The organism is Tenacibaculum dicentrarchi, assembly GCF_964036635.1.
Taxonomy (GTDB): Bacteria; Bacteroidota; Bacteroidia; order Flavobacteriales; family Flavobacteriaceae; genus Polaribacter; species Polaribacter dicentrarchi.
In genome coordinates, this window is sequence record NZ_OZ038524.1 from 497,052 (window position 1) to 512,466 (window position 15,415).

The 15,415-nt window shown below is 30.9% G+C and carries 12 protein-coding genes and 3 tRNA genes; 14 read left to right on the forward strand and 1 reads right to left on the reverse strand.

The features are described from left to right. Positions 1-18 precede the first annotated feature (18 nt). Entirely contained in the window at positions 19-1,161 is a 1,143-nt protein-coding gene (locus ABNT14_RS02180) for an acyl-CoA dehydrogenase (RefSeq protein ID WP_101902266.1), read from the reverse strand. 100 nt (positions 1,162-1,261) lie between these two features. On the opposite strand from ABNT14_RS02180, the gene ABNT14_RS02185 reads away from it, so the two are divergent. The 14 genes from ABNT14_RS02185 (at position 1,262) to ABNT14_RS02250 (ending at position 15,414) form a co-directional block, all read left to right on the forward strand. Beyond that, positions 1,262-2,329 carry an anhydro-N-acetylmuramic acid kinase gene (locus ABNT14_RS02185; protein ID WP_101902265.1) on the forward strand — a complete coding sequence of 356 codons (1,068 nt, stop codon included), beginning with the start codon at positions 1,262-1,264 and terminating at the stop codon, positions 2,327-2,329. Positions 2,330-2,519: 190 nt separating this feature from the next. Beyond that, the gene (locus ABNT14_RS02190) at positions 2,520-3,752 is read left to right on the forward strand and encodes a Glu/Leu/Phe/Val dehydrogenase dimerization domain-containing protein (protein ID WP_101902264.1); all 1,233 of its coding nucleotides are present in this window, start codon (positions 2,520-2,522) and stop codon (positions 3,750-3,752) included. Between the two features lie 20 nt (positions 3,753-3,772). Then, the gene (gene nhaB / locus ABNT14_RS02195) at positions 3,773-5,245 is read left to right on the forward strand and encodes a sodium/proton antiporter NhaB (protein ID WP_101902263.1); all 1,473 of its coding nucleotides are present in this window, start codon (positions 3,773-3,775) and stop codon (positions 5,243-5,245) included. An 84-nt stretch (positions 5,246-5,329) separates the two neighbouring features. Continuing rightward, on the forward strand, positions 5,330-6,016 hold the full coding sequence (locus tag ABNT14_RS02200) for a MotA/TolQ/ExbB proton channel family protein (RefSeq protein ID WP_101902262.1): 687 nt from the start codon (positions 5,330-5,332) through the stop codon (positions 6,014-6,016). Position 6,017: 1 nt separating this feature from the next. Next, positions 6,018-6,410: an ExbD/TolR family protein gene (locus ABNT14_RS02205; protein WP_101902261.1), complete on the forward strand. Its 393-nt coding sequence runs from the start codon at positions 6,018-6,020 to the stop codon at positions 6,408-6,410. A gap of 55 nt (positions 6,411-6,465) precedes the next feature. Further along, positions 6,466-7,314, forward strand: coding sequence for an energy transducer TonB family protein (locus ABNT14_RS02210; RefSeq protein WP_101902273.1), 849 nt, complete (start codon positions 6,466-6,468; stop codon positions 7,312-7,314). A 69-nt stretch (positions 7,315-7,383) separates the two neighbouring features. Continuing rightward, a complete protein-coding gene (locus tag ABNT14_RS02215; protein WP_101902260.1) occupies positions 7,384-8,592 on the forward strand; it encodes a bifunctional folylpolyglutamate synthase/dihydrofolate synthase in 1,209 nt (402 codons plus the stop codon). Positions 8,593-8,660: 68 nt separating this feature from the next. Beyond that, positions 8,661-8,738: transfer RNA gene (locus tag ABNT14_RS02220), tRNA-Val, on the forward strand. 26 nt (positions 8,739-8,764) lie between these two features. Beyond that, positions 8,765-8,839, forward strand: a tRNA-Val gene (locus ABNT14_RS02225). 36 nt (positions 8,840-8,875) lie between these two features. After that, positions 8,876-8,950: transfer RNA gene (locus ABNT14_RS02230), tRNA-Val, on the forward strand. Positions 8,951-9,150: 200 nt separating this feature from the next. Continuing rightward, the gene (locus ABNT14_RS02235) at positions 9,151-10,476 is read left to right on the forward strand and encodes a UDP-glucose dehydrogenase family protein (RefSeq protein ID WP_101902259.1); all 1,326 of its coding nucleotides are present in this window, start codon (positions 9,151-9,153) and stop codon (positions 10,474-10,476) included. After that, positions 10,476-11,501: an NAD-dependent epimerase gene (locus tag ABNT14_RS02240; RefSeq protein ID WP_214983855.1), complete on the forward strand. Its 1,026-nt coding sequence runs from the start codon at positions 10,476-10,478 to the stop codon at positions 11,499-11,501. The genes ABNT14_RS02235 and ABNT14_RS02240 overlap by 1 nt, the downstream gene beginning before the upstream one ends. Then, a complete protein-coding gene (locus tag ABNT14_RS02245) occupies positions 11,491-13,920 on the forward strand; it encodes an SLBB domain-containing protein (RefSeq protein ID WP_348719393.1) in 2,430 nt (809 codons plus the stop codon). The genes ABNT14_RS02240 and ABNT14_RS02245 overlap by 11 nt, the downstream gene beginning before the upstream one ends. Before the next feature lie 222 nt (positions 13,921-14,142). Then, positions 14,143-15,414: a nucleotide sugar dehydrogenase gene (locus ABNT14_RS02250; RefSeq protein ID WP_101901930.1), complete on the forward strand. Its 1,272-nt coding sequence runs from the start codon at positions 14,143-14,145 to the stop codon at positions 15,412-15,414. Position 15,415: the final 1 nt, after the last annotated feature.

The following is a 15,415-nucleotide window of genomic DNA, read 5'->3' on the forward strand; positions in this document are numbered from 1 at the left end:
ATTATGTATCCTTTAAAATTAATTTCTCAAAATACTTCTTGAAATCACTATTTTTTGAATTTCTGAAGTTCCTTCGTAAATTTGTGTGATTTTTGCATCACGCATTAAACGTTCTACATGATATTCTTTCACAAAACCATTTCCTCCATGAATTTGCACGGCTTCTACCGATTGTTCCATTGCCACTTTTGAGGCATATAACTTTGCCATTGCTCCAGAAGTATCATAATTATTTCCTTGGTCTTTGTCCCAACCAGCTTTCATTACTAACATTCTAGCGGCTTGAATTTCGGTATACATATCAGCAAGTTTAAAAGCAATTGCTTGATGATTGCAAATTTCTGTACCAAAAGTTTTACGTTCTTTTGAATATTTTAAGGCTAATTCATATGCTCCAGAAGCGATTCCTAAAGCCTGAGCCGCAATTCCGATTCTTCCTCCAGCTAAAGTTTTCATGGCGAATTTAAAGCCAAAACCATCTTCACCAATTCTATTTTCTTTAGGAACTTTTACGTTGTTAAATTGCAAGGTATGCGTGTCTGAGCCACGGATTCCTAATTTATCTTCTTTCGGACCAATGTGAAAACCTTCTGTTCCTTTTTCAACGATAAAAGCATTGATTCCTTTGTGTTTTTTACTGCGGTCGGTTTGTGCGATGACTAAATACACATCGGCACGCCCACCGTTTGTAATCCAGTTTTTTGTTCCGTTTATTAGATAATGGTCCTCTTTTTCTTGGGCAGTGGTGGCTTGTGAAGTTGCATCAGAACCGGCCTCGGGTTCACTCAAACAAAATGCTCCGATTTGTTGTCCGCTTGCTAATTTTGTTAAATACTTTTGTTTTTGCTCCTCAGTTCCAAAAGCTTCTAACCCATAACACACTAACGAATTATTTACAGAAACCATTACTGATGCCGACGCGTCAATTTTAGACAATTCTTCCATAATTAAAATATATGAAATGGCATCCATACCGCTTCCGCCATATTTTGGATGCACCATAATTCCCATAAAACCAAGCTCCCCCATTTTTTTTACTAAAGAATCAGGAAATTCTTGTTTATTATCTCTTTCAATTACGCCTGGTAATAATTCGGTTTGAGCAAAATCGCGCGCGGCATCACGAATCATGATATGTTCTTCTGTTAAGTTAAAATCCATAATTAATAATTGTTTAATAATTGTTAAATTCGTAAAAAGTTCATCCAAAGATACTTTTTTAATAGCGTATTTTTAGCGGTGTTTTATTATTTTTACAGATATGAATGATGATTTTTATTTTATAATAGGTTTGATGTCAGGAACATCATTAGATGGAATTGATTTGGTTTTTGTTAAATTTGATAAAAAAAACCATAAGAATTTTGAAATTTTGGCATCGGAAACAATTCCTTATACCCATACTTGGAAACATAAATTACAAATGGCTATTTCTTTTTCTAAAGATGCTTTAATTCGTTTAGATATTGAATATGCAGTTTTATTATCAGAAGAAATTAATGGATTTATCAAAAAAAATAAAATATATAATATTGATTTTATTGCCTCGCACGGGCATACTATTTTACATCAACCAGATGATGGAATTACGCTTCAAATAGGGAGTGGTAAAATTATTTCAGAAAAAACGAATCAAAAAGTAATTTGCGATTTTAGAACCCAAGATGTTTTTTTAGGCGGTCAAGGTGCACCGCTTGTTCCTATTGGTGATGAATTACTATTTTCGGAGTATGATTTTTGCGTAAATTTAGGTGGTTTTGCCAATGTTTCGTATCAGCAAAAAAATCAAGATAATACTCGAATTGCTTTTGATATTTGCCCTGTAAATATTGTGTTGAATCATTATGTGCAAAAATTAGGATTTGAATATGACGATAAAGGCAAAATTGCTAAATCGGCAATAATAAATCAAGCATTATTAGCAAAATTAAATTCCTTAGATTTTTATAAAAAATCAGCACCAAAATCGTTAGGATTGGAGTGGGTTCGAAAAATTATTTTTCCATTAATTGACGCATCAGAAAAAAACATTCCTATTATTTTACGAACTTTTATTGAACACTCGGCTTTTCAAATTGGTAAAATAATTCATAAAAACGACGCTATTTTAATAACAGGAGGTGGTGTTTTTAACGATTTCTTAATAAATAGAATTTCATTTTATGCAGAACAAAAAATTGAAATCCCATCAAAAGGACTTATTAATTACAAAGAAGCCTTAATTTTCGCTTTCTTAGGGTTGTTACGTGCTGGAAATCAGGTAAATTGTTTGAAGAGTGTTACAGGTGCAAAAAAAGACCATTCTTCGGGTGTTATTTTTAATAAATAGCTATTTATTTTTAAAATAAAAAATTGTTACCTATCATTTTTTTATAGTAAATTTGTGACAGTGTCTTTTTAAACTAAGTATAATAATTCAAAAAATAATTTAAATGAATCAACTTTAACTTCGCTCAATAGCGTATTTCAAAAACAAAACAGTAGCAACTTTAAGGTAAACATTTATTAAATACATAATTATGAAAGAATTATTAAAAATATACGAAAACAAAGAGCCAGAAATCGTTTTTCACTGGAAAGATAAAGAAACAGAAGCTGAAGGATGGACAGTTATCAATTCTTTAAGAGGTGGTGCAGCAGGTGGTGGAACCAGAATGCGTAAAGGTTTAAATAAAAATGAAGTATTATCATTAGCAAAAACAATGGAAGTGAAATTTACTGTTTCAGGACCTGCTATTGGTGGTGCAAAGTCAGGAATTAACTTCGACCCTAACGACCCTCGAAAAAGAGGTGTTTTAGAACGTTGGTATAAAGCGGTAACACCTTTATTAAAACATTATTATGGAACAGGTGGCGATTTAAATGTTGATGCCGATAAAGATGTAATTCCTTTAACAGAAAGCTGTGGTGTTTGGCATCCGCAGGAAGGAATTTTTAACGGTCATTTTAAACCAACTGAAGCCGATAAAATTAATAGAATTGGGCAATTACGTCAAGGAGTAATTAAAGTAATTGAAGATAAGCAATTTTCACCTGATTTATCAAAAAAATATACCGTTGCAGATATGCTAACAGGTTATGGTGTTGCTGAAGCAGTAAAACATTATTATAATCTTTATGGAGGAAATATTACTGATAAAAGAGCCATTGTTCAAGGATTTGGAAATGTAGGGTCGGCAGCTGCTTATTATTTAACACAATTAGGTGCTAAAGTAGTTGGTATTATTGATAGAGAAGGTGGTATTATTAATGAAGCTGGTTTTTCTATGGAAGAAATCACAGCGTTATTTTTAGCAAAAGACGGTAATAAATTGGTGTCTGATAAAATGATTCCTTTTGATGAAATTAATGAAAAAATTTGGAATGTGTCAGCCGAAATATTTGTGCCAGCAGCAGCTTCAAGGTTAGTTTCTCAAGACCAAGTACAAAAAATGATTGATACAGGTTTAGAAGTAATATCGCCAGGGGCAAATGTTCCTTTTGCTGATAAAGAAATTTTCTTCGGATCTATAATGGAATATACCGATAATCATGTAAGTTTATTGCCTGATTTTATTTCTAATTGTGGTATTGCTAGAGTCTTTGCTTACTTAATGGAAGCAAAAGTAGCTTTACCAATGGAAGATAAGGCTATTTTTGACGATACTTCAAACACGATAAAAAAAGCATTACAACGAACCTTTTCTAAAAGTGGTTCGAAAACAAAAATTTGTTCAACAGCTTTTGAAATTGCTCTAAAAGAGTTGGTTTAAAGGCACAATAAATAAAAATGATGTTTAAATATTTTTTAGGGAACAGCCCTAAGTGGTTTAAAATAACCATGCTTAGTTTTTTAGTTTTTAACGTGTTTTCTTTCTTTGTATTAGGGAAAACGATAACCGCTTGGCTTTTTATAGCAGAGTTTATTTTTACCTTAGCCATGGCGTTAAAATGTTACCCACTTTTAACAGGAGGTTTGCTAGCTATTCAGGCAGTTGCATTGGGCTTAACCACCGCTAAAAATGCCTATCATGAAGTAGCTCAGAATTTAGAAGTAGTATTACTTTTGGTATTTATGGTTGCGGGTATTTATTTTATGAAACCTTTGCTAATGTTTATTTTTAGTAAGGTTTTTACAAAAATAAAATCGAAAGTATTATTATCATTATTATTTGTGTTTTTAGCGGCAGTTTTATCGGCATTTTTAGATGCTTTAACTGTAACAGCGGTATTAATTAGCGTTGCTGTTGGTTTTTATGGTGTGTATCACAAAATACATTCGAGTTCCTCAGATTATGACCATGATGGAGTTTTAGATAGAAAAGAATTAAGTGGTGAAACCTTAGAGCAATTCCGTAGTTTTTTACGTAGTTTAATTATGCACGGTGTTGTTGGTACAGCTCTTGGAGGAGTTTGTACCTTAGTTGGTGAGCCTCAAAATTTACTAATAGGTGAACGATTAGGTTGGGATTTTGTACAGTTTTTCTTAAAAATGGCGCCAATTACCTTACCTGTTTTAGCCGCAGGTATGGCAACAACAGTTGTTTTAGAATTAACAGGTGCGTTTGGTTTTGGGCAAAAACTACCAACTGTAGCGGCAAATATTATCAGTAAATATACCGAAGAAGAAGATGCTAAAAGAACAGCTAAAGAAAAATATGCTTTAATTGTTCAAGGAGTATCGGCAATATTATTAATTGCAGGTTTGGCGTTACATATTGCTCCTGTTGGTTTTATAGGTTTGGCATTAATTATTGTGCAAACAGCCTTTATTGGTATTACTGATGAGCATCAATTAGGACCTGCTTTTGAAGAAGCATTACCTTTTACAGGATTATTAGTAGTCTTTTTTGTAGTAGTAGCAATGATTCATGATCAGCATTTATTTAGTCCAATAATTCACTGGGCGTTAAGTCAAGACCCAGCATCACAACCAGGATTGTTTTATGTAGCTAACGGGTTTTTATCAGCAATTAGCGATAATGTATTTGTAGCAACCGTATATATTGGTGAGGTAGAACAGGCTTTTAAAAATGGCGATATAACAAGAGAACATTTTGAAAAATTAGCCATTGCAATTAATACAGGTACTAATTTACCAAGTGTTGCAACACCTAATGGGCAAGCGGCGTTTTTATTTCTATTAACATCATCATTAGCACCTTTAATTAATTTATCGTATGGTAAAATGGTGAAAATGGCATTTCCTTATACTATAGTTTTAGGGGGGTTAGGATATTTAATGGTAAAGCTATTATTGTCTTAAAATAAATAAAAAAAATAGTGTATTTTTAAATCCTGAATATATATTCAGGATTTTTTTAGTATTATATAAAATAAAATGACGTTCATGTTTGCATACATTCAAGAAAAAACACAGTTAGTTGATGGGGTATCAGCTGAAAAAACATTATCGATTATTCAGTTAATTAAAGACGGAGGGCTAGGAGGTCAAATTATTATTGCTATCCTATTTGTTTTATTAGCTGTAGCATTATACATTTATTTTGAGCGATTTTTTGCCATTAAAGCAGCTTCAAAAGTAGATAAAAATTTTATGGATGAAATTAGAAATTTTGTAACAAGTGGTAATTTAGAAAGTGCCAAAGAATTGTGTAAAAACACCAATTCACCTAACGCAAGATTAATTGCTAAAGGAATTTCAAGAATTGGAAAACCCTTAGAAGATATTAATAAAGCCATTGAAAATGCTGGGAAATTAGAAGTTTATAAACTTGAAAGAAATGTTTCAGTAATAGCAACTATTGCAGGAGCAGCTCCTATGATTGGGTTTTTAGGAACAGTAATTGGAATGATTATTGCCATTCATGAAATAGCAAACTCAGGTGGACAAATCGATATTAAATTATTATCTGACGGATTATATACCGCTATGACAACCACCGTTGCAGGGTTAATTGTAGGGATTGTAGCTTATATAACTTACAATCATTTGGTGGTTCGTACCGATAAGGTGGTGTATCAAATGGAAGCCGTATCGGTTGATTTTTTAGATTTATTAAACGAACCTGCATAAAATGAATTTAAAGGGAAGAAATAAAGTAGATCCAAGTTTTAATATGTCGTCAATGACGGATATTGTTTTTTTATTGTTGATATTTTTTATGTTAACATCAACCTTAGTAACGGTAAATGCCATTGATGTTTTATTACCGAAAGGAGGAGGTAAAACAGAAAATAGTACATCAATCGCTGTAAGTATTACTGAAAATTCTGATTTTTATATTGATAAAACAAAAGTAAATACTGATAATTTAGAACAAATAATATTAACTAAAGTTGGTTCTGATAAAAAGAAAACAGTTGTTATCAGAGGCGATCAAAACGTAGCATATAAAAATGTAATGAAAGTAATTGATATCGCCAATAGAAATAAATTAAAAATGATTTTAGCCGTAAAGGCGAAGTAATTATTTAAGTATATTTTCAACTTGTTTTTGATAAATGAGTGTAAAAATAGTATCGATGAAAATATTAGAAACAGCACATAAACGAAAATCAGCAGTAATTACGGCTCTTATTTTGATGCTTTTATTATTCGGAATTTTTAATTTTGGAATGAAATATTTAGATCCACCAATAGAATATGGTATAGCCATTAATTTAGGTACTTCGGATATTGGTAGCGGTGAGCCTGTTCAAGAAACTCAAGTGTCATCCGAAGAGATTGAAGAAGAATTTCAAGAAGAAATTTTTGAAGAACAAGCAAGCGAAGCATCCGAAGAAATTCAAGAAGATGTTATTACAGATGATACGGCAGAAGATGTTCCTGTTGTTGAAAAAACAACATTAAAAAAAGAAGTTAAAGAACATGTAAAAGAAGATTCTAAAGAAAAAAAAAAAGAAATAAAGCCGAAGAAGAAAAAACCAAGTCCATCAAAAGCTGCTACCGATGCTTTGAATAGTTTGTTAAACGGAACATCAAAAAACGGAACGAAAAAAGGAGAGGGTAACGACACTAAGTCGGGCGTAAAAGGAGATAAAGACGGAAAAGCTTCTTCATCTAAATATTACGGTAATTCAGGTGGTGGCTCTGGGGGTAATTATAATTTAGCGGGTAGAAAGGCCTTATCAAAACCAATAAAAAAACCAAATTGTCAGGAAGAGGGTACAATTGTGGTTAGCATTGAAGTAAATAAAAATGGAAAAGTGATTAAAGCACAAACTGGTGGTTTAAAAGGTAGTACAAGTTCAGCTCCTTGTTTGGAAAAAGCAGCCAAAGAAGCTGCTTTGAAAACAACTTGGAATGCCGATGGAAACGCCCCATCAAAACAAAGAGGAACCATTATCTATAAGTTCTCTTTATCGCAATAAATAGCAGATTCTTTAAAATTAATACAAGCTTTTGAAATGATATCGAAAGCTTGTAAAATAATATATTAAATGACATATCAAGAAACCTTAGATTGGATGTTTTCACAATTACCAATGTATCAAAAACAAGGTAAAACAGCTTTTAAAAAAGACTTAACAAATAGCATTGCTTTAAGTAAAGAATTAGATAGTCCTGAAAAAAAAGTTAAAACAATTCACGTAGGAGGAACTAACGGGAAAGGCTCTACAAGCCATCTGATTGCTTCAGTTTTACAAGAAGCAGGTTATAAGGTAGGTTTATATACGTCGCCGCATCTTAAAAATTTTACAGAACGTATTCGAATTAACGGGCAGGAAATTAAGCAAGAAAGTGTTGTTGACTTTATTTCTGAAAACAAACAGTTTTTAGAAGCTCAAAAATTATCGTTTTTTGAAATGACTGTAGGCATGGCTTTTGATTATTTTGCCAAACAAAAAGTAGATATTGCTGTTATTGAAGTAGGATTAGGAGGTAGGTTAGACTCTACAAATATTATTACTCCAGAAGTTTCGGTAATTACCAATATCGGTTTAGATCATACGCAGTTTTTAGGTGAAACATTACCCGAAATAGCGTATGAAAAAGCAGGGATTATAAAAGAAAACACACCTGTTGTTATTGGAGAGCGTCAGAAAGAAGTTGAAAAGGTTTTTATAGATAAAGCAAATGAGTGTAATACAAAAATAGTATTTGCTTCTGATCAGGATTATAGTTATAAAACCGATTTGTTAGGGGATTATCAATCGAAGAATGTAAAAACAGCCGTTAAAGCGATTAGTCAATTAAAAGATTTTGTTATTTCTGAACAAAACATCAAAAATGGATTATTACAAGTTGTAAAAAACACTAATTTAAAAGGTCGTTGGCAAATTTTACAGCAACATCCTAAAGTAATTTGTGATACTGCGCATAATAAAGAGGGCTTAATTTATACTTTGGGACAACTTAAAAAGGAACAATATAAAAATTTACACATTGTTTTAGGTGTAGTTTCTGATAAAGACCTAGCAGCTATTTTACCGATGTTTCCTCAAAATGCGAGGTATTATTTTTGTAAACCAAATATTATACGAGGATTATCAGAAAAAAAATTAAAAGGCACAGCTGAGGTGTTTAATTTAATAGGAGAATTGTTTAGTTCTGTAAATGAGGCTTTTGAATCGGCAAAAACACAGGCAAACTCCGAAGATTGTATTTATATTGGTGGAAGTACCTTTGTTGTTGCAGAAATTTTATAAAAATAACTGAAAAAAAGTTTTGTCAATCTAAATAAGAGTTATATATTTGCACCCGCAATTAGCGTATAGGGCGCGTAGCTCAGTTGGTTCAGAGCACTTGGTTTACACCCAAGGGGTCAGGGGTTCGAATCCCTTCGCGCCCACCAAAACACCTAAGGTTAATTGCATAGTAGGGCGCGTAGCTCAGTTGGTTCAGAGCACTTGGTTTACACCCAAGGGGTCAGGGGTTCGAATCCCTTCGCGCCCACATAAATTATCGAATAAAAGTCCCGAAAAATATTTTGGGCGCGTAGCTCAGTTGGTTCAGAGCACTTGGTTTACACCCAAGGGGTCAGGGGTTCGAATCCCTTCGCGCCCACAAAAAGTCTCATCATTTTGATGAGACTTTTTTTTGGTGTACAGTTAAATAGTATTTATATGAAATACTTACTGCAAAAATATTTTAATATGCTGAAAAATATTTGTTTTTAAATAGATAAAAGTATATTTGCAATGGAAAAATAAAAAGAATATTTAGTTAGGTTTATTTTTTTGTTAAAAAAGTTAAAAGAAAAGTAGATGAATATAGCGGTTATAGGTTCAGGTTATGTAGGTTTAGTATCAGGTGCGTGTTTTTCAGAAATGGGTAATAAAGTAACTTGTGTAGATATAGATCAAAAAAAAATAGATAAATTACACCAAGGAATTATACCTATTTATGAGCCAGGGTTAGAGAAGATGGTATTGAAAAATATTACTCAAAAAAATTTATTTTTTACCACAAAGTTAGAAGATGTTATTAATGACGTAGCTATTGTTTTTATTGCAGTAGGAACACCTATGGGCGATGATGGTTCCGCTGATTTACAATATGTTTTATCAGTAGCTAAAGAAATAGGTGCTAAAATGACAAAAAGACTTGTTGTTGTTGATAAATCAACTGTGCCAATTGGAACAGCTGATAAAGTAAGAGCTACCATTCAAAAAGAATTAGATGTAAGGAATTTAGATATTACTTTTGATGTAGTTTCAAATCCTGAATTTTTAAAAGAAGGAGACGCTATTAGTGACTTTATGAAGCCTGATAGAGTTGTTATTGGTGCAGAAACAGAATATGCTTTTGAAAAAATGAGACAGTTATATACACCGTTTACAATGTCGCACGAGCGTTTTATATCGATGGATATTCGTTCGGCAGAAATGACAAAATATGCTGCAAATGCAATGTTAGCTACTAAAATTTCATTTATGAATGAAATAGCTAATATCTGTGAAAAAGTAGGTGCGGATGTAAATAATGTACGTGTAGGAATTGGTTCTGATAGTCGAATTGGATATAGCTTTATCTATCCAGGAGCAGGTTATGGAGGTTCTTGTTTTCCAAAAGATGTGAAAGCATTAAAAAAAATAGCTGAAGAAAATGGGTACGATGCACAATTAATTACATCAGTAGAAGAAGTAAATAATCGTCAGAAATTTGTAATCGCAGAGAAAATAATAAAAAGATTTGGTGAAGACTTATCAGGATTAACATTTGCACTTTGGGGATTAGCATTTAAACCAGGAACAGATGACATGCGAGAATCACCAGCGATTTACGTTGTAAAAGAATTAATTAAAAGAGGTGCTAAAGTAAAAGCTTATGACCCTAAAGCAATGGAAGAAGCAGAGCATTTTTATTTAAAAGATGTTGAAGGTGTTTCTTATTTTGAATCGAAATATGATGTTTTAAAAGAAGCAGCAGCTTTAATTATGTTAACAGAATGGAAAGAATTCCGTTCGCCAGATTTTACCGAAATTAAACAACAATTAAATGCGCCAATTATTTTTGATGGAAGAAATCAATATAATGTATTTAATTTAGAAGAAAAAGGTTTTGAATATTATCAAATAGGAAAAAACTAATGAAAGTTTTAGTTACAGGAGCAGCAGGTTTTATAGGGTTTCATTTAAGTAAAAGACTTTTAGAAAAAGGTTTTGAGGTTATTGGTATAGATAATATCAATGATTACTACGATGTAAATCTTAAATATTCTCGATTAAAAGAACTCGGAATAAACAGAGAGAAAGCTCATGTTTTTTATCAAGAAACAAAGAGTATTTCTATGGGTAATTTTAAATTTATCCGACTTAATTTAGAAGATAAGACAGAATTATCAGCTCTTTTTGAAAAAGAAAAATTTGATGTTATTTGTAATTTAGCTGCACAAGCAGGAGTTCGTTATAGTATTGAGAATCCTGATGCGTATATACAAAGTAATATCGTAGGTTTTTTAAATATATTAGAATGTTGTCGTTATAATGATATTAAACATTTAGTGTATGCGAGTAGTTCAAGTGTATATGGTGCTAATAAAAAAGTGCCTTTTGAGACTTCTGATAATGTAGATCATCCTGTAAGTTTATATGCAGCGACTAAAAAAAGTAATGAATTAATGGCGCATACTTACAGTCATTTATATAAAATACCAACAACAGGTTTACGCTTTTTTACTGTTTATGGACCTTGGGGAAGACCTGATATGGCACCTTTTCTATTTGCTGATGCAATGACGAATAATCGTGCTATAAAAGTGTTTAATCATGGTGATATGGAGCGTGATTTTACATATATCGATGATATTGTTACAGGAATTGAAAAAATAATTTCAAAATCAATCGATGAAGTAAAAAATAGAAGTTTGTATAAAATATATAATATCGGAAATAATAATTCAGTAAAATTATTAGATTTTATATCAGAAATAGAAAAAAACCTTTGTAAGGTATCTAAAAAAGAGATGTTACCAATGCAATCAGGTGATGTACAGAGAACATGGGCAAATGTAGATGAATTAATAAAAGATTATAATTACAAGCCTAGTACATCTTTAGTAAAAGGGATTAAAGAGTTTATAAATTGGTTTAAAATTTTTGAAATTGAAAAATAATAAAATAGTAAAAGTGATAAAAGTTGTTTTTATACTTTTTATTACCTTTTTTAGTATGGTAACATACGCTCAGTCTACACAATTAAATAATTTAGAAGTTGATAGTCTTTCAGATAAACAAGTAGCAAGCTATCGAGATAAAATTAAAAATCAAGGATATACCTTAGAGCAAGCCTTAGTCATTGCAAAAACGAAGGGTATGTCTGAAATACAGGCTGATAAATTAAAAACTAGAATTCTTAATTTAGGTACTGTTAATAGTGAAAATTCAAAAGAAACTGTTAAAAAAACAACAGGTGTTCAAGATGATATATATTTTGGTTTAACAGGAAAAAAAGGCGAAGCGCAAGAAACAACTAAACTTTTTGGGTATGATTTTTTTAATAATCCAAATATATCATTTACACCAAATTTAAATATAGCAAGCCCTGAAAATTATATTATAGGATCTGGCGATGTTATTTCTATAGATTTATGGGGGGCATCAGAGGCTAATTACGAGAAAAAAGTAAACAAGCAAGGAGCTATAAATATTCAAGGAGTTGGTTATATTCATTTAGTAGGTTTGCCAATTAAAGCAGCCAAATCAAAAATCAAAAATTATTTAAAGAGAATTTATGCAGGAATAACATCTTCTTCAACTAGTTACAATAAAGTGAATATAGCTGTTTCTATAAAAGAGGTCAGAAATGTTCAGGTGAATATTGTAGGAGAGGTAAAAGTACCAGGTTCTTATTCATTAAGTGCTTTTTCAACAGTTTTAAACTCATTGTATGCAGCTGGAGGTCCAACGAAAAATGGAACACTTAGAAACATTAGACTTTTTAGGTCGGGAACTAAAATTGCCGATTTTGATTTTTATAATTTTCTATTAAACGGAGAAGAAACAGGCAACATAACGATTCAAGATCAAGATGTTATTATTGTTAAACCTTATGAAAAGTTAGTAACTATTGAAGGAGCTGTTAAAAGACCTGGTTTATATGAAATGAAGGCTAGTGAAACAGTTTCAGATTTATTAAACTATTGTAGTGGATTTGCATCAAATGCCTATAAACAAAATATCGTTATAGAAAGAATAAATGGTATTCAAAAAGAAATAGTAGAAATACCAGAAACAAAATTATCTATAGAAAGTTTAAAAGATGGGGATTTTATAAAAATTAATAAAGTTTCCGATAATTTTTCAAATAAAATTAGCATAAAAGGAGCTGTTTTTCAACCAGGGAATTATGAATATATTGAAAATTTATCGATAACAGCTTTATTAAATAAGGCGGAAGGAATAACAAAAGATGCTTTTTTAGATAGAGGAATCATTACAAGAACTTATGATGAAACAAATAAAGAGACTATTTCTTTTTCGTTAAAAGAAAATAATGATAAGTTATTTTTAAAACAAAATGATGAAGTTTATATCTTTAGTAAAGAAGAGTTAAAAGAAAAAGAATTTATCACTATTAATGGTGCTGTAAATAAAGGTAGTAAGTTTGATTTTACACAAGGAATGCAAATAGAAGATTTAATCGTACTTGCAGGAGGGTTAAAAGATGGTGCTGATGTAAAAAAAATAGATGTTTCAAGAAGGTTAAAAGATGGAAGTTTTGAAACAATAAGTAAAAACTTTAATCTTAGTGCAAATACAAGCCTAGAAGGAACAGCTAGTAATCATTTTATATTGAAGCCTTTTGATATAATATCAGTTCGTTATTTAAAAGGATATACTAAGCAAAAAACGGTATTTATCAAAGGAGAAACAAATTTTGAAGGTGAGTATTCAATCGGTTTAAAAAATGAAAAAATATCGGATTTAATTAAAAAAGCAGGAGGCTTAACTAAATTTGCCTATGTTGAAGGAGCTTTTTTAACTAGAAAAAATAATACAAAAGAAGATAAAAAGCAATCAGAAATGCTTGCTGAATTTGCTAAAAAAGATACAATAGGTATTGTAAATAAGGGTATAAAGAGTAAAAAAACATTTAAAATCGGAATTAACTTACAAAAGATTTTAGCAAAAGGCGGGGCATCATCAAAATATAATTTAATTTTAGAAGAAGGAGATGAGCTTTTTATTCCATCAGAAAGGCAAACGGTAAAGGTAGAAGGTGAGGTTTTATCGCCATCTTTAGTTAGGTATGATAAGAGAAAAGGTTTTAAATATTACATAGAAAATTCAGGAGGTTTTTCTGCAAAAGCAAAGAAAAATAGGGCGTATGTAATTCATGCTAATGGCGATATTAAAACAACAAAACACTTTTTATTTTTTAAATCATATCCAAAAGTAAAGCCAGGCTCTATAATTTTAGTTCCTAATAAACCTCAAAATGTTAAGAGAGTTTCAACTCAAGAAGTTATTGCAATAACTTCAGGTTTAGCTACTTTAGGAATTTTAGTGAAAACATTAACAGATAAAAAATAGTACCTAACATATTATAAAATAGGAATAAAAAAAGTAACATACAGTTTTTAATGTATGTTACTTTTTTATGGTAATAATGAATAAGTTTTTAAGGTTAGTATTATATTAGTGAAATTTAACGTAATAAAAAAAAACATTTTTATATAGTTCTTTTTAATTATCTGAGGATAAAAATTCTTATCATTTATTTAAATAAAAAGTTGATAATCTTAAAATAAAAAAATGAGTAAAGAAATATGTATTGTAGGATTAGGATATGTAGGTTTACCTTTAGCACATGCTTTTGCTGCAAATAAATTTAAAGTTGTAGGTTTTGATATCAATAATGAAAGAATAGAAGAGTTAAAAAGAGGATACGACCGAACCTTCGAAATTAATGAAAATCAACTAAGTGCAGTAAAAAAATCAATAAAATACACTTCTAAAGTAGTTGATATTTCATCGGCAACTATTTTTATAGTAACAGTTCCTACACCTATTGATAAAAGTAATCGTCCCGATTTAACACCTTTAATTAATTCATCACAATTAGTGGGAAGTGTTTTGAAAACAGGAGATATTGTTATTTATGAATCTACAGTTTATCCTGGTGTTACCGAAGAAATATGTGTTCCTGAACTTGAAAAAATATCTACTTTAAAATTTAATAAAGATTTTTTCTGCGGATATAGTCCTGAGCGAATTAATCCAGGTGATAAAGAACGTACTGTTACTAAAATTTTAAAAGTTACTTCGGGGTCAACTCCTGAAATAGCAACTGAAATTGATGAGTTGTATAAGTCAATAATTGTTGCAGGCACACATAAAGCGTCTAGTATTAAGGTTGCCGAAGCGAGTAAAGTTATTGAAAATACACAAAGAGATGTAAACATTGCTTTAATTAATGAATTGGCATTGATTTTTGATACCATGAACATTGATACCAACGAGGTTTTAGAGGCAGCAGCAACAAAATGGAACTTTATAAAATTATCTCCAGGGCTTGTCGGCGGACATTGTATTGGTGTAGATCCGTATTATTTAACCTTTAAAGCTGAAGAATTAGGCTACAAACCAAACTTAATTTTAGGTGCTAGGCAAATTAACAATGGTATGGGGAAATATATTGCTGAACATACAGTTAAAGTAATGATTTCCAGTGATAAAAAAATAAACAAATCATCAGTTTTAGTTTTAGGAGTTACTTTTAAAGAGGATTGCCCTGATATGAGAAATACAAAAGTGGTAGATATTATTTCTGAATTAAAAAATTATGGATGTAATGTAGATGTGTATGATCCGTGGATAGATCCTAATGGAAATTATAATAGCTACAAACACGGTATTATTGAAAACCCTTTTAAAGGAACTAAAAAATATGATTCAATTGTTGTGGCGGTTGCTCATAAACAATTTAAAGAATTAACAAGGGCTGATTATCAAAGAATATCAAAAGATATACCTGTAATAATGGATATAAAAGGAATAGTAAAAAATCCAAGTTGGAGATTATAAA